Source organism: Streptomyces qaidamensis (genome assembly GCF_001611795.1).
GTDB classification, from domain to species: Bacteria; Actinomycetota; Actinomycetes; order Streptomycetales; family Streptomycetaceae; genus Streptomyces; species Streptomyces qaidamensis.
Map to the genome: position 1 here is coordinate 2,877,529 of NZ_CP015098.1, position 16,529 is coordinate 2,894,057.

At 71.1% G+C, this 16,529-nt stretch carries 14 protein-coding genes; 6 read left to right on the plus strand and 8 right to left on the minus strand.

Annotated features, from left to right (window positions below; translation table 11 throughout):
- Positions 1 to 18: 18 nt before the first annotated feature.
- From arfA to A4E84_RS12625, 4 genes are all read right to left on the minus strand, one after another.
- A complete protein-coding gene (arfA, locus tag A4E84_RS12610) occupies positions 19 to 1,533 on the minus strand; it encodes an arabinosylfuranosidase ArfA (protein ID WP_062926660.1) in 1,515 nt (504 codons plus the stop codon).
- Between the two features lie 106 nt (positions 1,534 to 1,639).
- On the minus strand, positions 1,640 to 2,473 hold the full coding sequence (locus A4E84_RS12615; RefSeq protein WP_062926661.1) for a carbohydrate ABC transporter permease: 834 nt from the start codon (positions 2,471 to 2,473) through the stop codon (positions 1,640 to 1,642).
- Complete coding sequence (locus A4E84_RS12620) at positions 2,470 to 3,408, minus strand: carbohydrate ABC transporter permease (RefSeq protein WP_062926662.1); 939 nt, start codon at positions 3,406 to 3,408, stop codon at positions 2,470 to 2,472. Before A4E84_RS12620 ends, A4E84_RS12615 begins: the two co-directional genes overlap by 4 nt.
- Entirely contained in the window at positions 3,408 to 4,763 is a 1,356-nt protein-coding gene (locus A4E84_RS12625) for an extracellular solute-binding protein (protein ID WP_062926663.1), read from the minus strand. The genes A4E84_RS12620 and A4E84_RS12625 overlap by 1 nt, the downstream gene beginning before the upstream one ends.
- 249 nt (positions 4,764 to 5,012) lie before the next feature.
- On the opposite strand from A4E84_RS12625, the gene A4E84_RS12630 reads away from it, so the two are divergent.
- From A4E84_RS12630 to A4E84_RS12640, 3 genes are all read left to right on the plus strand, one after another.
- A complete protein-coding gene (locus A4E84_RS12630; protein ID WP_174569424.1) occupies positions 5,013 to 5,624 on the plus strand; it encodes a toxin-antitoxin system, toxin component family protein in 612 nt (203 codons plus the stop codon).
- Complete coding sequence (locus A4E84_RS12635; RefSeq protein WP_062926664.1) at positions 5,621 to 6,850, plus strand: DUF6545 domain-containing protein; 1,230 nt, start codon at positions 5,621 to 5,623, stop codon at positions 6,848 to 6,850. The genes A4E84_RS12630 and A4E84_RS12635 overlap by 4 nt, the downstream gene beginning before the upstream one ends.
- A gap of 232 nt (positions 6,851 to 7,082) precedes the next feature.
- Positions 7,083 to 8,483, plus strand: coding sequence for an NAD(P)/FAD-dependent oxidoreductase (locus tag A4E84_RS12640; protein WP_062926665.1), 1,401 nt, complete (start codon positions 7,083 to 7,085; stop codon positions 8,481 to 8,483).
- 104 nt (positions 8,484 to 8,587) lie between these two features.
- Here the strand turns inward: A4E84_RS12640 and A4E84_RS12645 are convergent, their stop codons facing one another.
- The gene (locus A4E84_RS12645) at positions 8,588 to 9,436 is read right to left on the minus strand and encodes an SMP-30/gluconolactonase/LRE family protein (RefSeq protein WP_062926666.1); all 849 of its coding nucleotides are present in this window, start codon (positions 9,434 to 9,436) and stop codon (positions 8,588 to 8,590) included.
- Positions 9,433 to 10,206 (minus strand): IclR family transcriptional regulator, encoded by a 774-nt coding sequence (locus A4E84_RS12650; RefSeq protein ID WP_062926667.1) that lies wholly within the window; start codon positions 10,204 to 10,206, stop codon positions 9,433 to 9,435. The genes A4E84_RS12645 and A4E84_RS12650 overlap by 4 nt, the downstream gene beginning before the upstream one ends.
- Positions 10,207 to 10,430: 224 nt before the next feature.
- On the opposite strand from A4E84_RS12650, the gene A4E84_RS12655 reads away from it, so the two are divergent.
- Complete coding sequence (locus A4E84_RS12655; protein WP_174569425.1) at positions 10,431 to 12,437, plus strand: TerD family protein; 2,007 nt, start codon at positions 10,431 to 10,433, stop codon at positions 12,435 to 12,437.
- A 17-nt stretch (positions 12,438 to 12,454) separates the two neighbouring features.
- Here the strand turns inward: A4E84_RS12655 and A4E84_RS12660 are convergent, their stop codons facing one another.
- Together A4E84_RS12660 and A4E84_RS43400 are read right to left on the minus strand one after the other, a co-directional pair.
- Positions 12,455 to 13,708: a PucR family transcriptional regulator gene (locus A4E84_RS12660; protein ID WP_062926669.1), complete on the minus strand. Its 1,254-nt coding sequence runs from the start codon at positions 13,706 to 13,708 to the stop codon at positions 12,455 to 12,457.
- 2 nt (positions 13,709 to 13,710) lie between these two features.
- The gene (locus A4E84_RS43400) at positions 13,711 to 13,863 is read right to left on the minus strand and encodes a hypothetical protein (RefSeq protein ID WP_167345865.1); all 153 of its coding nucleotides are present in this window, start codon (positions 13,861 to 13,863) and stop codon (positions 13,711 to 13,713) included.
- A gap of 214 nt (positions 13,864 to 14,077) precedes the next feature.
- On the opposite strand from A4E84_RS43400, the gene pgfA reads away from it, so the two are divergent.
- Both pgfA and A4E84_RS12675 read left to right on the plus strand, forming a co-directional pair.
- Positions 14,078 to 15,073: a cell envelope lipid trafficking protein PgfA gene (gene pgfA / locus A4E84_RS12670; RefSeq protein ID WP_062926671.1), complete on the plus strand. Its 996-nt coding sequence runs from the start codon at positions 14,078 to 14,080 to the stop codon at positions 15,071 to 15,073.
- 218 nt (positions 15,074 to 15,291) lie between these two features.
- A complete protein-coding gene (locus A4E84_RS12675) occupies positions 15,292 to 16,482 on the plus strand; it encodes a glycosyltransferase family 4 protein (protein ID WP_062926672.1) in 1,191 nt (396 codons plus the stop codon).
- The last annotated feature ends 47 nt before the right edge of the window (positions 16,483 to 16,529 follow it).

Here is a 16,529-nt window from a genome sequence, read left to right on the forward strand (position 1 = left end):
CCGGACCGGCCGGGGCCGTCAGGCCAGCCGGATCACGTTCCAGGACAGCGGCTCCAGGGCGGCGCTCAGCGTGCCGTCCTGGAGGGTCGTGCCGTCGACGGTGTGCGGGGCGACCCGCTCGGGGTCGTCGAGGGTGTTGCGGGCGTCGGGGTCGGCGTCCGCGAGGGCGCTGTGCTCGACGACCCGCGTCAGGCCGAGGGCGTCGAGGGCGACTTCGAGCGGCAGGGCGTCGGTGCGGCTGCGGTTGACGGCGAACACGGTGACGGTGCCGTCCTCGGCGCGCACGGCGGTGGCGTGCAGCAGGTCGGTCTCGCCGTACTTCCTCGTCTCGTACGTCGGCGAGTCCACGCGGACGTCCAGGACCTGGCCGCGGCCGTACTGCGCGGCCTGCGCGAACGGGAAGAACGTGGTCTGCCGCCAGGCCGGGCCGCCGGGCTCGGTCATGATCGGCGCGATGACGTTGACGAGCTGGGCGAGGCAGGCGACCGTGACACGGTCGGCGTGCCGGAGCAGGGCGATGAGGAGCGAGCCGAAGACGACCGCGTCCGTCACGCTGTAGTTGTCCTCCAGCAGGCGCGGCGCCTCGGGCCAGTCGTCCTGCTCGAAGGTCTTGGCGCGGGCCTCCCACTCGGGCAGGTACCAGACGTTCCACTCGTCGAAGGAGAGGTTGATCTTCTTCTTCGACTTCAGCCGGGCGCCCACGTGGTCGGCGGTCGCGACGACGTTGTCGATGAAGGACTCCATGTCGACGGCGGAGGCCAGGAAGGAGTCGAGGTCGCCGTCCTCGGGCCAGTAGTAGGCGTGCAGCGAGATGTAGTCGACGAGGTCGTACGTCTCCTTCAGGACCGTCGCCTCCCACTCGGCGAAGGTCGGCATGGACTGGCTGGAGGAGCCGCAGGCGACGAGTTCGACGCCGGGGTCCATCTGGCGCATGGCCCGGGCCGTCTCGGCGGCGAGGCGGCCGTACTCCTCGGCCGTCTTGTGGCCGGTCTGCCAGGGGCCGTCCATCTCGTTGCCGAGGCACCAGAGTTTGATGCCGAAGGGGTCCTTGTCGCCGTGGGAGACGCGCAGGTCCGACAGGGCGGTGCCCGCGGTGTGGTTGGCGTACTCCTGGAGTTCGAGGGCCTCGGCGACTCCGCGGGTGCCGAGGTTGACGGCCATCATCGGCTCGGCCTGGGGGCCGATCTTGCGCAGGAAGTCGATGTACTCGGAGAGGCCGAAGCGGTTGGACTCCGTCGAGTGCCAGGCGAGGTCGAGGCGGCGGGGGCGGTCCTCGGCAGGGCCGACGGAGTCCTCCCACTTGTAGCCGGAGACGAAGTTGCCGCCGGGGTAGCGGACGGCCGTGACGCCGAGTTCGCGGACGAGTTCCAGGACGTCCTGGCGGAGGCCCTTGTCGTCGGCGGTGGGGTGGTCCGGTTCGAAGACGCCGGTGTAGACGCAGCGGCCGAGGTGTTCCACGAAGCTGCCGAAGAGGCGGGGGTTGACCTCGCCGACCGTGAAGGCGGGGTCGAGGGTGAAGCGGGCGGTGTGCATGCTTGCCTTTCGAGGTTCCGTTTCGTCTGCGGGTCTGTGGGGGCTTGTCGCGCCCACGCGGCGGAGCCGCACATCGCAACAGCCCCGCGCCCCTGCGGGTGCTGCTCTACTGCCCTGCCAAGCCCGTGTGGGCCACGCCGGCCACGATCTGGCGTTGGAAGAACACGAAGACGATGATCAGGGGCAGGCCCGCCATCAGGCCGCCGGCCATGAGCTGGGCCCATTGGATGCCGTAGGAGTTCATGACGGTCGCGATGCCGTTCGGCATGGTCATCAGGTCGGGGTTGTTGGTCACCATGTAGGGCCAGAGGAAGTTGTTCCACGAGGCGATGAAGGTGAAGATGCCGACCGCCGCCAGGGAGGGGCGGGAGAGCGGGAGGACGATGGTGAAGAAGACGCGCCAGCGGCCGGCGCCGTCGATGAAGGCGGCCTCTTCGAGTTCGCGCGGGATGCCCTGGAAGAACTTGTAGAGGATGTAGACCATCGCGGCGGGTGCGCACTGCGGCAGGATCATGCCCCAGTAGGTGTCGACCATGCCCATCTGCTGGACGGTGGTGAAAAGCGGCACGCCGAGGACCGCCGGGGAGATCATCAGGCCCGCCATGACCACGCCCATGAGGACGTTCTTGCCGCGGAACTCGGTGCGGGCGAAGCCGTAGCCGGCCAGGGCGCTCACCAGCAGGACGACGGACGTCACGCAGACCGAGACGACCAGGGAGTTCACGAACCAGTTGGTGATGTTGCCGGAGTCGAACAGGGCCTTCCAGGCCTGGCCCGTCCAGTCCTCGGGGAGCCAGTGCGCCGGGACCTCCACCGCCTCGGTCTCGGACTTGAGCGAGGTGAACAGGCCCCAGGCGAAGGGCGCGAGGAAGACGACCGACACGGCCGTGCCGAGCAGGGTGAGCAGGATCTGGCTGGGCGTCCACGCCTTGGTGGTCATCGGGCGCTCTCCTCACGGTTGCGCAGCAGCCACATCCGGGCGAGGGCGACGGCCGCGATGATCACGAAGAAGATGACGGAGATCGCGGAGGCGTAGCCCACGCGGTAGCTGGTGAAGCCCTCTTCGAGGGTGTACTGCACGAAGGTGCGGGTCGATCCCTCGGGTCCGGGGAGGAAGTCCATCATCACGACGGCCTGGTCGAAGATCTGGAGCGAGGCGAGGACCTGGAGGGCGATGACCAGGCCGGTGATGTTGCGCAGCATCGGCAGGGTGATGTGGACCATGCGGTGCCAGGCGTTCGCCCCGTCCAGTCTGGCGGCCTCGTAGAGGTGGTCCGGGATGCCCTGGAGGGCGGCGAGGTAGAGCAGGAAGCTGAAGCCGACGGTCCACCACAGGGTGGTGATGACGATGGCGAGCATCGCGTAGGACTTGTCGGTCAGCCAGGGCGTCTGGAGGCCGAAGACGTGGTCGATCATGCCGGTGCCGGGGTTGAACAGCCACTGCCACAGGTTGGCTGCGACGGTGGACGGCAGCAGGAACGGGGCGAAGAAGCAGAGCCGCCACAGCCATTTGCCGCGTTCGATGTGGTGGGCGAGCATCGCGAGGAGGAAGGCGAGGACGGTGATGCAGGGGACGACCAGGAGCGTGAAGTACGCGCTGTGGCCGAGGGAGTCCCACACCAGGGGGTCGTTGAGGGCCTCGCGGTAGTTGTCGAGGCCGACGAAGCTCGCGCCCTCGCCCGTGATGTTGGCGTCGGTGAAGCTGAGGTAGACGCCGCGCAGCAGCGGCCAGATCACGAACACGGCGAACAGCAGCAGGAACGGGGCGACGAACCAGCCGCCGTGCTGGAATCCCTGTTTGCGGCGCAGGGTGGTGCTGCCGGCGGCGGTCGTCGCGCGTGCGGGTGCGGCGATGGTGTGGGCGCTGGTCGCCATCAGGCGGCACCTCCTTCTGCGGCGGTCTTCCCGTCCATGGGGTTCTTCGTGGCGAGGAGCTGGGTGAGCGCCTTCTTCATGCGGCCGGCCGCGGTCTCCGGCTTGGCGGAGCCCATCGTCGAGGAGACGACGATGGGGCCGACGCGCTGGGCGAGGATGCCGGTGGAGCCCGCGAACCACACCTTCGGCTCGGTGGCCTGGTGGTCCATGGCGGCGACGTACTCGCTCTGCGGGTCCAGCTTCTTGTACGCCGCCGTGGACAGGGTGGGGGTGTAGGCGGGGATGTGGCCGCCGGCCGCCCACTGCTGGGCGTGCTGGACGACGTAGGCGGCGAGTTGGTGGGCGGCCTCGTTGGTGGCGCCGCCGCGGTCGGACTGGTGCGGCAGGACGAAGGAGTGCGACTCGGCGTGGGTGGCCGGCCGGCCGAAGACGGGCGGCAGCGGGGTCGCTCCGTAGTCGAGCTTCGCCCCGGAGTAGACCGGGACCGACCAGTTGCCCTCCCAGACGAAGGGGGAGCCGTTGAGGAACTGTTCGGCGCTCGCGAGGCCTCCGAAGCCCGGGTCGGAGTACCCGTCGGTGACGTGCCGGCGCAGGAACCGAAGGACCTGGACGGCCTTGTCGGTGTCGAAGGTGACCTCGGTGTCGGTGGCGTTGAACCAGGTGCCGCCGAGCTGGGTGTAGAAGGCGACGAAGAACCACCACTGGAAGTTCTGGTCGGCGTTCCACATGCCGATGGTCTGGAGCCCCTTCTTCGTGGCCCGCTTGGCCTCCTTCAGCACGTCGAACCACTCGTCGGGGGAGGTGACCGGCACGATCCGGCCGTCGTCGCCGAGCAGCCCCGCCTTCTTCAGCACGTCCTTGCGGTAGAAGCAGAGCTGGACGTGGATGTCGAGGGGGAGGGCGTAGAGCTTGCCGTCGATGACGCCGCGCTTCCACAGGGTGGGGTTGTAGTCCTCCTCCCGGACGCCGTACTTGGCGAGCAGGCCGGTGTCCCAGGGGTCGAGGAGGCGGCCTGGCGCGAAGCCGGTGACCCGGCCGAGGTGCATGACGCCGAGGTCGGGGGCGCGGTTGCCCGCCGCCGCCATGGCGAGTTTGGTGTAGAAGGGGCTGCCCCACTGGAGGGTGGAGTCCTTGACGGCGATGTTGGGGTTGGCCGCACGGAAGGCGTCCAGCATGGCGATCATGTTGGAGCCGTCGCCGCCGCTGAAGAGGTTCCAGTAGCGCACCCGTGTGTCGGCGTCGGAGGCGAGTGCGTCGGCGCCGGTGCCGAGCGCGGCGAAGCCGAAGCTGCCGGCGACGAAGAGTCCGCCGAGCCCGCCGAGAAGCTGCCTGCGATTCAGGTCAGGTCGTCCCATGCCCTGCCCTTACGATCGATGACGAATAGCTGTCCGGTATTTCGGATGGCGCTCGTTACTTCGAACGGGACCGTAAATTCGAAGCGCTTGCACGTCAATGGTCCGGCCAGAGTTGGGGTGGGACTTTTCCGGACAGGAACGGTCGTTCCCCTTTGAACATCGGACGTCGGATCGCATGACGCGCACACTTTCGGGCGCGTAGTCTCGGACCCGCGACAGGCCGTCGGCCGGCGGTGAGAAGGGGGAGCGATGGACATCGCGGGCGCGCGGGCCCGGGCCGCCCGACTCTCCGCCGCGCTCAGGCGCTCACGCAGCGGCTCGGCCATGCGCGGCCTGGCCGCCGAACTCGCCACCGCGGTGCGGAAGAGACCCGAGTACCCCACCGACGTACGGTCCCTGTGCCGGGCACTGTGCGAGGAGATGAGCAGCCGGCGCGGCGGGCGGCCCGTCGAGCTGCGCTTCGAGCGCTTCCCCGACGAGATCGAAGTGACCGGCCTGTGGATGGAGTTCCAGGACTTCGACCTCGTCATCGTCGAGGAACGGGCCGAGGCGGTGCAGCAGTTGGTCATCCTCGGGCATGAGCTGTGGCATCTGCACGCGGGGCACGGGCATCACCACGGGGCGGGTGCGGCGGCGGCTCACGCGTTCGCCGACCGGCCGGGGTGGGACGACGTCGCGCTGACGGTGGCCGCCCGCAACGGCTCCCGGGAACGGGACGAGGCCGAGGCCGACGCCTTCGGGCACCGGCTGGCGGCGGGGTGCCGGGCGCTGCTGCCGGGCGGGCGCGGGCCGGAGGTACCCCTCGACCCCGTGCAGCGGTCGCTGTACTACCGGGGGCCGCGAGGAGGTGCGGCACCGTGACGACGGTGGCACTGACCCCGGCCGAGTTCGTCAACCAGTTCTATCCGAACTTCTGGTGGATCCCCGCGGGGGTCCTGGCCGCCGCTCTGGCCATCAAGCTGCCGAGCATCATCCGGCTCTGGAAGGACCCGATGCTGCGCGCGGTCGGCGGGCTCCTGCTGCTCGCCTGCGCGGTGTTCGTGTTCGTGGCGCCGTCGACGATCGCCCGGGTCAACCGGATCACCGGGGTGGCGAACTTCTCCGGCCCCTGGGTCTACTCGCTGCTCACCGCGTTCTGCGCCTTCTGCCTGCTGCTGATCATCTCCTGGCGCAACGGCCTGTCCGACCGGTCGGAGCGCACCCGGCGCGCGATGCGCGGGGTCGTGGCGGTCTATTCGGGTGTGATCGTCGCGATGTGGGTGCTGTTCGCTCTCGCGGACGTGCCGGAGGAGCGGCTGCGCGATCTCGACACGTACTACGCGAACACCCCGTACATGCGCGAGGTGATCGTGCTGTACCTGCTCGCGCACACCGTGGCCGCACTGGTCACCAACGGGCTGATCTGGAACTGGGTCCGCACGGACGGGCTCGACTCGCTGCTGCGCTGGGGGCTGAAGTTCCTCGGCGTGGGCTACGCGGCGCAGTTGTTCTTCGACGCCGCCAAGATCAGTGCCGTGGTGGCCCGTTGGTCCGGGCGGAACGTGGACTGGCTGAGCACGGCCGTCGCCCCGCCGCTCGCCTGCCTGTCCGCCGTGCTCATCGCGGTCGGCTTCATCCTCCCGCACGCCGGGCAGTACCTGCACGGCCGCTGGCACGTCCGGCTCGCCCTCCACGAACTGCGGCCGCTGTACCTGCTGATGAGGACGGTCAACGGCACGGGGGTCCCGTTCCTGCTGCGCGCGACGCCGGAGCTGCGACTGGTGCGCCGGGAGACGTTCATCCGCGACGTGCTGCTGCCGCTGGCCCGGCACATCGACGAGGACCGGCGGATACGGTTCCACGACGCCGCCCTCGCCCTCGGCCACCCGCCCGACCTGGCGAAGACACTCGCCGCCACCGCGGCGATCCTGGACGCGGCCGACGCCGGGAACCGGACACGGGAGGACGACGGCACCGGTGCCCGGGACACCACGGACCTGCTGCGCGAGATCGGCGCCGTGTCCCGGGTGCTGCGCCGCACGGAGGACCTCCGGGCGATCCGCGCCCTGGCACGTGACCTCACGGACGGCAAGTCACTCACGGGCTGACCACGCCCCCGGCCACGGCCGGTGCCCGTCGTACCCGGCGGATTGCACGGACGAGACCCGGACGGGGGCCGCGCACGGTACGTGAAGGTACGGTGAGAGCCGTCCGGAACGAGGCCTGTATGGCTCGAAACCGGTGTCGGCGGGCGGGTGTTGTGCGCCGCGCGGCTGTGGCCGGACGACGGGGAATGCCCTCAGGGCAAAGGAGCCTTCATGGCTGAGTGCGGGGAGTCGCATGTCGCGTAGAGCTGTCGTCATCGGTGCGGGTCTGGCCGGCATGCTGGCCGCGGCGGCCCTGTCCGCCGTCGCGGACGAGGTGGTCGTGCTCGACCGCGACGATCTGCCCGAGGGGCCGGAGCACCGCAAGGGCCTGCCGCAGGGACGTCACGCGCATCTCCTCATGGCCGGCGGTCTGGCCCCCATGGAGGAGCTGGTGCCGGGCGTGAGCATGCGCAAGCACCTGCTCGCCGCCGGTGCGCACGAGATCCCGCTCGGCTCGGGCATGGTCGCGCTGACGCCCGAGGGCTGGTTCCGGCGCTGGCGGCACCCCGGACCGCGGATGCTGACCTGCACCCGGGCCCTGCTCGACTGGGCGGTGCGGGGCGCCGTGCTGGACAGCACCGGGGTGGTGATCCGCAAGGCGCGGGTGCTGGAGCTGACGGGGTCGCGGGAGCGGGTGACCGGGGTCCGCCTCTCGACCGCCGCCGGGGAGGAGGACCTCGCCGCCGACTTCGTGGTGGACGCGAGCGGACGCGGCTCGCGGATCGTGACCTGGCTGGCGGCGCTGGGCGTCGACGACGTGCGCGAGAAGACGGTGGACGCCGGCCTGGTGAACGCCACCCGTCTCTACCGCACTCCCGAGGGGGCCGGGCGTTTCCCTCTGACCATGGTGCAGGCCGATCCGTATCAGGGGCGGCCCGGCCGCAGCGGCATGGTGCTGCCGATCGAGGGCGACCGCTGGATGGTCAGCCTCGCCGGCACGCGGGGCGGCGGCGAACCGCCGTCCGATCCGGACGCGTTCCTCCGGTACACCCTCGACCTGCCCGACCCCATCGTGGGCCGGCTGATCTCCGGCGCGGAACCGCTCACCGACGTCCATGTCAGCCGCAGCACCAGCAATCACCGCCGGTACCTGGAGAAGGTCCGCTCCTGGCCCGACGGTCTCGTCGTCCTCGGTGACGCCCTGGCCACGTTCAACCCCGCCTACGGGCAGGGCATGTCGGTGGCGGCGCTGGGCGCCCGGGAGCTGGACCGCGAGCTGCGGGGGTCCGGCCTCGGCGAGCCCGGGCTGGCCCGGCGTGTGCAGCGACGGGTGGCCAGGCCGGTGGAGTCCGCGTGGACGATGGCGGTGAGCCAGGACGTCTGGTACCCCGGGACGCGCGGGGGCTCGCCCGGGGTCGCCGACCGTCTGGTCACCGCCTACACCCGCCGCATGATCCGCACGGCGACCGGCTCGTACACGGCGGCGTCGGCGCTCTGGGACGTGATGAGCATGACGACGGGGCCGACGCGGCTGCTCCGGCCCTCGACGGTCCTGGCGACGCTGAGCGGGCCGCCGTTGCCTGCGGCGGTGGGGGCGCCGCTGACGGAGGAGGAGCGGGCGGTCCTGCGGCGGCTGGACGTGACGGAACGCTGAGGCAGGGGCGGCCCGGCCCGGTCCGCGCCCGTCGGCAACCTCACGCGCGGGCGCGCCGAGAGCCGTCCGGCCGCCCGCCCTCGTCCCCCGTCAGCCGTCAGCCGTCAGCCGGCGAAGACGGGCTGGGCCAGTCCCTTGCCCGCCCCCGGCACCACGAACAACGACCCCGCCAGCGCGGGCGGATCGGTCAGGCCCACACGAGCGGTCGTCACATACAGGTCGGTGAGCCCGGCCCCGCCGAACGCGCAGGCCGTCACCAGCGGCACCGGCAGCTCGATCACCCGGTCCAGCTCACCGCCGGGGGTGTACCGCCGCACCGCCGAGCCCTGCCACAGGGCGACCCACACGCACCCTTCGGCGTCCACGGTCAGCCCGTCCGGGAACCCCGCGCTCTCCTCGATCCGGGCGAGGGTGCGCCGCCCGGAGATCCGCCCGTCCGCGTAGTCGAAGACGTCGACCCGCCGGGTCGGGGAGTCGATGTAGTACATGAGCCGCCCGTCGGGGCTCCACCCCGTGCCGTTGCTGACGGCGACGTCGTCGAGCACGACCTCCACGGTGCCCCCGCCGGTGACGCGGGACAGCGTGCCGCCCCCCGGCGCCTCGTCGTAGCGCATGGTGCCCGCCCACAGCGCGCCGTCGGGCGCGATCGCGGCGTCGTTGGCGCGGCGGCCCGGGACCGGCTCGTGGTGGAGCCAGCGGAAGCGGTCGTCCGGGTCGAGGAGGCCGATCCCGTCGCGCAGGTTCAGCACCAGGCCGCCGCCGGCGCGCGGCCTGACGGCGCCGATGTGCTGTTCCGTGCGGCGGACGGTGCGGCGCCCGGTGGCGGGGTCGTAGGTGTGCAGGCGAGAGCCGAGGATGTCGATCCACAGCAGCCGGCCGGCCGCCGCGTCCCAGGTGGGGCCCTCGCCGAGCTCGGCCTCGGCCCGCACGGCGACTTCGTACGGCGTCGTCATGCCATGCTCCGGTGACCGAGGTGCTCGGACAGCTCGGCGGCGCCCTTGACGGCGAGCTGCTCCAGCTCGGCGCGGCGCTCCTCGCTCCAGCGGATCATGGGCACGGAGATCGACAGGGCGGCGACGACCTGCCCGGTGCGGTCGCGGACGGGCGCGGCCACGCAGGACACGTCCGGGTTGGACTCGCGGTTCTCCACGGCGAGGCCCCGCTCACGGATCTCGGCCAGGGCCTCGCGCAGCGCGCCCGGGTCGGTGATGCTGTTGGGGGTCATCGCGACCAGCTGGGCGTTGTCCGGGATGCGCGCGGTGAGCTCCGGCTCGGGAAGGGAGGCCAGCAGCATCTTGCCGACGGAGGTGCAGTGTGCGGGCAGCCTGCGGCCGGCCGCCGACACCATCCGCACGGCGTGCGTGGAGTCGACCTTGGCGATGTAGATGACGTCCGTGTCCTCCAGGATCGCCACGTGCACGGTCTCGTCGCAGGTCTCGGCGACGGACCGGGCGACCTGCTGGCCCTCGGCCGCGAGGTCGAGCTGCTCGGAGTACCGTGCACCGAGCTGGTACGGGCGTACGCCGAGCCGGTAGCGTCCGGGCTGACCGGGCATCGGGACGATGTACTTCCGGGCGGCGAGCGTGGTCACCAACTCGTGCACGGTGGTGCGCGGCAGCTGGAGCTTGCGCACGATGTCGGGGGCGGAGAGCGTTCCGTCCCCGTCGAGGAAGAGCTCCAGAATGTCGAGAGCCCGGGTCACGGCTGGTACGAGGCGTCCCACGACCGGCCCCCTCCCTAATATGTCTCAGGCGCCTGTGTTCGAGATTTCAACAGGCGATCGGCATGACGAACACAGGCTAGCCATAGAGGTATGTCCGGGCAATGGGCAGCGGACCTACGAGCGGAAACCCACGAGGCCCCACATTCGCGTGGTGTGCCCATTAAAGTGCCCGGTGTGCGACACGTCACAGGTGTCGCAGAGGTGGGGGGATTTCTGTGCGTGACATGACCATGGGCTCGAACGTGTCCTTGACGGCCCTGAGCGAGAACGTCGGCTCCGCGATCGTCAGCCTCGGCTGGTCCAGCCCGACCGGGGAGGGCGACGCCGACGTGTCCGTCCTGCTGCTGGACGGGAACGGCAAGGTACGCAGCGATACCGACTTCTACTTCTACAACAACCCGGTGGCCGCCGACGGCAGCGTGCAACTGCTGGGCAAGGAGCCGACGGGTGACGGCAGCGAGGACCGGATCAGCTTCGACCTGACCGCGGTCCCGGCGGAGGTGGAGCGGATCGTCGTGGCCGCGAGCCGCTACGAGGGGGCGCGCTTCGGTGAACTGGACGACCTGAAGGTGACGCTGGCCGACGCCGTGGGCGAGAGCCTCCTCCGGTTCGTCATCGAGGACGCCGGCCAGGTGAGCGCGATCATCTTCGGTGAGCTGTACCGGCGGGGCGAGGAGTGGAAGTTCCGGGCCGTCGGCCAGGGGTACGAGAGCGGGCTGGCGGGGCTGGCGACGGACTTCGGCGTCGACATCGAGGACGACGAGGCGGAGCCCGGGACGGAGGCGACACCGGAGCTCGCCGTGAGCACCCCCGGCACTCTGCCGCACGCGACGCTGGAGGCGGTCCCCGCACCACGCCCGCCGGCCGAGGAAGAGGCCGCTCCCAAGAAGCGGGCCGGCCGGCCCCGCACCGCGAAGAAGGTCACACCACCCAGGGCGCCCGTGAAGAGCCTGGCGGAGAACGAGTCCTGGAGACAGGCCCGGCTCTTCCCGGTGTCTGCGCTCAAGAACGACCGGGACCGGGAGACACGGGCCACGTCGGTGCTGTTGTCGGTGATGGCCCAGGTACCGCGGTTCGGCCGGCGCATCACCGCTCCCTTCGGTGCGCCGTCCGGCCGCATGGAGACGTTCACCGAGGTCTCCCTGCCGCACGGGGACACACCCCGGCGCCCCGACGGAGTCGTCCGCGTCGAGCGCGCGGGCAAGCTGTGGACGGCCCTCGTCGAGACCAAGACCAACGGCAATCCCCTGAAGTCCGACCAGGTGCAGGCCTACATGGACATCGCGGCCCGGCGTGGCTACGAGGCCGTGATCACCCTGTCGAACGACGTGGCGCTGGAGGGCAGCCCACTGGTCGACGTGAAGATCGACCGGCGCCGCAAGCACCAGGTGGCGCTCTGGCACCTGTCCTGGGCCGAAGTGGCCCACCAGGCCCAGATGCTGATCCGGCACGAGGGTGTCGGCAACGCGGCGCGCACCTGGTTGCTCCAGGACCTGCTCCACTACCTCCAGCACGACAACTCCGGTTGCCACGGCTTCCAGAACATGGGTGCCGCATGGGTGCCCGTGCGCAACGGGATCAACGACGAGACCCTCTGCCAGGGCGACCCCCGCGCCCTGGAGGTCGTGGAAAGCTGGGAGCGGCTCATCCGGCAGGTGTGCCTGCGGCTCGGGGGTGAGCTGGGGCAGAAGGTGCTGCCCGCCCAGCGTTCCCGGCGCGGTACCGACCCCGGGGCCCGCCGCGCCCGCTTGGCGGACCAGCTGTGCCTGGAGGGCAGGCTCTACGCGGAGTTGCGGGTCGAGGGGGCACCCGGCCTGCTCACCATCAGCGCCGATCTGCGGACCGCCAAGCTGCGCACGTCCGTGGAGATCCCGGCGCCCGAGCAGGGCTATCCACTGACTTGGGCCAAGCGCCTGATCCGTCGTCTCGCGGAGGCGCCGGCGGACCTGCACGTCGAGACTCTTGTGGAGGGCGAGGCGGGCGGCCCGCGGGGCACGCTGGAGCGGTTGCGTCCCGAACCGGGGGACCTGCTGCCGAAGGACAGCTCGACGCGCATCACCGGATTCCGGCTGTCACTCTTCAAGGGCATGGGAAGCGGCCGCGGCAGCGCGGAGTCCGGGTTCATCCGGAGCGTCGACGACGCCGTGCACCGCTTCCACACCTCGGTGGTGGCGCACTTGGACGCTCCCGCATCCGGACGGACCGCGGCGAAGGAGCGGGCCACGGTATGACGCCGGGGCGGCGCCGCTCACCGTCCCCGCCGCCCCCGCACCCCGCCCAGCTCCCCCCTCAACCGCTGTGCCCGCAGCACCAGTTCCAGTTCGAAGCGGCGGTCGGGGTCGTCGATCTCGTCGCCCCACAGTTCGCGGATCTGGCGCAGGCGGTAGCGGACCGTCTGGGGGTGGACGCCCAGTCGGGTGGCCACCTCCGGGGCGCCGCCGCGGGTCTCCAGCCAGGCCAGGAGGGTCTCGGCGAGGCGGCGGCCGTGGGTGGGGCCGCAGTGGGTCAGGGGGGCCAGGCACCTCAGGGCCAGGTCGTCGATGAGTTCCTCGGGCTGGAGGAGGACCAGGGCCTCGGTGTGCTCGGTGCAGTAGAGGACCTCGCCGGAGGGGAGGAGGTCCCGTTCCATCAGGCGGACCGCCGCCTCCGCCCAGCGCAGGGACTTGGCCGCTTCGGTGAGCGGGACCGGTGGGCCGATCGCGCCGGACCAGCCGGCCAGGGCCCGGTGCATGAGCTCGGAGCGGCCCGCCGCGTCCGGCTCCGGCACGACCATGCGGGGCTGCTCGTACTCCATGTCCAGCAGGACGCCCTGGCCGACCGCCGGGGCCATCGCCTCGCGGGCCGGGCGAAGCAGGACGCCGACCGCGACCTTCGCCGGTAACGGCCAGCCGATCCGGGCGGCGCGTTCGGTCAGGGCCTCGGAGGGGTCGCCGCGGTGATGCTCGGCGAGGAGGAGCTCCATGAGGCGGCGTTGCAGGCGCAGGCGTTCCCCGGCCTGGCGGGCGGCTGCCTCGGCGTAGCCGCGTACGGACTGGTCGACCAGGCCGTCGAGGTACTCGTAGCCCGCGTCGACGAGTTCGTACATCGCCGGGGGCGGGATCTCCACGCGCTGGCCGATGTCGGCGAAGCGGCGCCAGGCCAGGCGTACGCCCATGCGGTAGATGGCCTGGAGGGAGTCGAGGGAGCGGCCGTTGAGGCCTTCGCCGCGGCCGAAGTCCTGGAAGACGCCGGGCGGGACGGTCGGGCGTCCCTCCGAGTGCTCCAGGTGCTGCACGAACACCTCGATGGCCCGGCGGATGCCGACCAGGGCCATCGGCTCGCCGGAGTCGTCGAGGACGACGGGCAGATGCGGGTACTCCCGCTGGATCTCGCAGAGGATCTCCTCGGCGAGGGCGGGCGCCTCGGCCATGGCGATCGCGGCGAACCGGCGTACCTGGAAGCGCGGTACCTCGTGCCAGGCCGAGCGCGTCGAGAGGGCGGCTGCGGTGCGGGCGGCCGTCACGGTCAGCTCCCCTGGTCTGTTTGCTCGTACGTGATCAGGGGGGTGTTCGGTTGGTCGGGTGTGGCTTCGAGCAGCGCGACGACGCCCAGCGCGGCGCCCACGGCGAGGGCGGCGGCGAGCGCGACGGTCAGCGCGGCAGCGAGCAGTCTCGACATCGCAGGGTCAGCCTCTCTGTCCGGATTCGTCCGGAGATCGTCCGGAGGTTTCCCCACCTCGGCGTCCCGTCCCTGCTTGTCGCGCCCAGTCTCGACAAGCATTGACACCCCGTCAAGAGCCGCCTACGGTTCCCGGCCCAACCGCACGTGCGCATTCCGCCGCCGTGCCGGCCCTCTCGTACGTCGAGCCGTCCCAAGCCACTGGAGTGCCCGGATGCGCCGTACAACCTCTCCCTTTTCCCTGGTCCTGCTGGGTCTCGGTACGTTCCTGCTGGTGCTGGCGCCCCTGCTCGCCTGGTACGTGGAGCCCCGTGCAGCGGTGAACCCGATCGACATCGACACGACCGCCGTCTACACCGGCCGGGGCAGCGTCTTCGACACTGACCGGATCGAGACGGTGCCGGACCGGAAGATCACCGTGACCCAGCGAGTGCGGGGCAACGTCGAGGACAGCGAACGCAGCGGCAACGCCGTCTGGGACGTGACGACGACGGTCGACACCGACAAGTCGCTGCCGGCCGCCGATCCGCACGACGCGCCGGATTTCGTGCCGCACCGCTGGGTGATGGACCGTAAGACCACACGGCCCGTGCACTGCTGCGGGGAGAAGCCCTACATCGAGGGCGAGGCGTATCTGAAGTTCCCCTTCGACGTGCAGAAACGCTCCTACCAGTGGTGGGACAACACCCTCGGCGACACGGTCGTGCTGCGCTACCGGGGCACCGCGAAGGTCCAGGGCTACACGGGCTACAAGTTCACCGGCTCCGTGCCTCCGACGAAGACCGGCACGCGCATGGTGCCCGGCAGCCTCGTCGACCAGCCGGACCGGCCGCAGGTGCTGGCCGAGGAGTGGTACTCCAACCACGGCTTCGAGCTGGTCGTGGACCAGGCGACGGGCCGCGTGATCTACGCGCAGACCGGCCCGAAGCGGACCCTGCGGGCGCCCGGCGGGAAGAAGGACGCGGCGGTGCTGCTGGACACCCGGAAGGTCTCGTTCACGACCGGGACGCAGAAGGAAGCGGTGCGGCAGGCGAAGCGGGACAGCGGGCAACTGCGGATGGTGGGCACGACGCTGCCGATCGGAGCGGCCGTGGGGGGCTTCGTACTGGCGGTGGTGGGTGGCGCTCTGGTGGCGCGTGGGCGGAAGGAGCCGGAGAGCCCCGTTCCGGCCGATACGTCCGGTACGCCCCAGCCCACCCTCACGATGTGATGTGACGTCAGCTCCAACAAAGCCGGAAATTGTCACGCCGGTGAGTAGCCGTGGGGAACGTCCGGGCGAAAACTGTCCAACCCCACCCGAGCACATCCCGTCCACACTCCCCTCCCAGGAAGAGCTCAGGCTCCGCACAGACCGACCCCCTGTGACGACCACACCCCCCACGTTTTCCCCACGCTGAGTTCCGCACCCCAACACGAGTTGGAGCACCCATGCCCCAGCACGTACCGTCCCGGCTGCGTGCCGCGCTCCCCAGTGCGTCGCAGCGCCTGTCGGCGCTTCCCCCACATCCGCGCCGGATCGTTTTTCTCGCCCATCGTGATCTGGACAACCCCTCCGCCGGCGGCTCCGAGCTGCTGGTCGACAAGCTCGCCGACGGGCTGACCCGCCTGGATCACCAGGTGACCCTGCTGTGCGGGGGGCCCGCCTCCCCCAAGCTCTCGGCTTCGCTCGAACAGGGTGGTACCCCCATCCGTGACTACCGGGTCGTGTCCGCGGGCGGCCCCTACGGGCACTATCTGCGCGCCCGCTCCGCCTTCACCCGGCAGGTCGGCGACTGCGACCTGCTGGTCGAGGTGTGCAACGGCATGCCCTACCTGGCGCCGCTGTGGCATCGCGGGCCCACACTGACCCTGGTCAACCATGTCCACACGGACCTGTGGTCGATGCGCTTCGGCGGGCCGCTGGCCCCGGCGGCGCGGATCGGCCGAAGACTCGAACACTGGGCGCTGACCGGGGCGCAGCAGCGGAGTCTGCTCGTCGCCGTGTCCTCCTCGACCGCGCACGCGCTGCGGGCGATCGGGGTCGAGCGGGACCGGATCCGGGTCGTGCACAACGGAGTCGAGGAGCCGGGGCCGAGAGCCGAGCGTTCACCGGAGCCGTTGTTCGTCGCCGTCGGGCGGCTCGTCGAGTACAAGCGGATCGATCTGCTGCTGCGGCTGTGGGAGCGGGTACGGCCGGTGACCGGCGGACGCCTGGTGGTCGTCGGGGACGGGCCCGAACGAGGCCGTCTGGAGCAACTGGCCGGAGACGGTGTCGAGTTCACCGGGTACGTCTCCGAAGCCGAGAAGCACCGGCTGCTGTGTGCGGCCTGGCTGCTGCTGCACCCGTCCGCCGTTGAGGGGTGGGGGCTGGTGGTGACGGAGGCCGCGGCCCGCGAGACGCCCGCCGTCGCCTTCGACGTCCCGGGGCTCAAGGACTCCGTGGTCGACGGCGAGACCGGCGTCCTCGCGCGGGGCGAGTCCTCCTTCGCCGCGGCGTGGTGTGCGTTGGCCCTCTCCGGGCGACGGCGGGAGCTGATGGGAAAGGCCGCGCGGGAGCGGGCCGCGCAGTTCCGGTGGGACCGGACGGTGCGGCAGTTCAGGGCGGTCGCCACGGAGGCGGTGAGGGGCTGGGCCCCGTGAAGCCGCCCACGCGCCCGCGCGGCGCGGCCGCAGATGTCTCAGCCCCG

What these genes read in the sequence shown, in the direction of transcription:
- A4E84_RS12625 (WP_062926663.1), bottom strand. Translation starts at nt 4,763, where the DNA reads ATGGGACGACCTGACCTGAATCGCAGGCAGCTTCTCGGCGGGCTCGGC.
- A4E84_RS43400 (WP_167345865.1), bottom strand. Translation starts at nt 13,863, where the DNA reads ATGTCGAGACTGCTCGCTGCCGCGCTGACCGTCGCGCTCGCCGCCGCC.
- A4E84_RS12645 (WP_062926666.1), bottom strand. Translation starts at nt 9,436, where the DNA reads ATGACGACGCCGTACGAAGTCGCCGTGCGGGCCGAGGCCGAGCTCGGC.
- pgfA (WP_062926671.1), top strand. Translation starts at nt 14,078, where the DNA reads ATGCGCCGTACAACCTCTCCCTTTTCCCTGGTCCTGCTGGGTCTCGGT.
- A4E84_RS12640 (WP_062926665.1), top strand. Translation starts at nt 7,083, where the DNA reads ATGTCGCGTAGAGCTGTCGTCATCGGTGCGGGTCTGGCCGGCATGCTG.
- A4E84_RS12615 (WP_062926661.1), bottom strand. Translation starts at nt 2,473, where the DNA reads ATGACCACCAAGGCGTGGACGCCCAGCCAGATCCTGCTCACCCTGCTC.
- A4E84_RS12655 (WP_174569425.1), top strand. Translation starts at nt 10,431, where the DNA reads ATGACCATGGGCTCGAACGTGTCCTTGACGGCCCTGAGCGAGAACGTC.
- A4E84_RS12630 (WP_174569424.1), top strand. Translation starts at nt 5,013, where the DNA reads ATGGACATCGCGGGCGCGCGGGCCCGGGCCGCCCGACTCTCCGCCGCG.
- A4E84_RS12675 (WP_062926672.1), top strand. Translation starts at nt 15,292, where the DNA reads ATGCCCCAGCACGTACCGTCCCGGCTGCGTGCCGCGCTCCCCAGTGCG.
- arfA (WP_062926660.1), bottom strand. Translation starts at nt 1,533, where the DNA reads ATGCACACCGCCCGCTTCACCCTCGACCCCGCCTTCACGGTCGGCGAG.
- A4E84_RS12620 (WP_062926662.1), bottom strand. Translation starts at nt 3,408, where the DNA reads ATGGCGACCAGCGCCCACACCATCGCCGCACCCGCACGCGCGACGACC.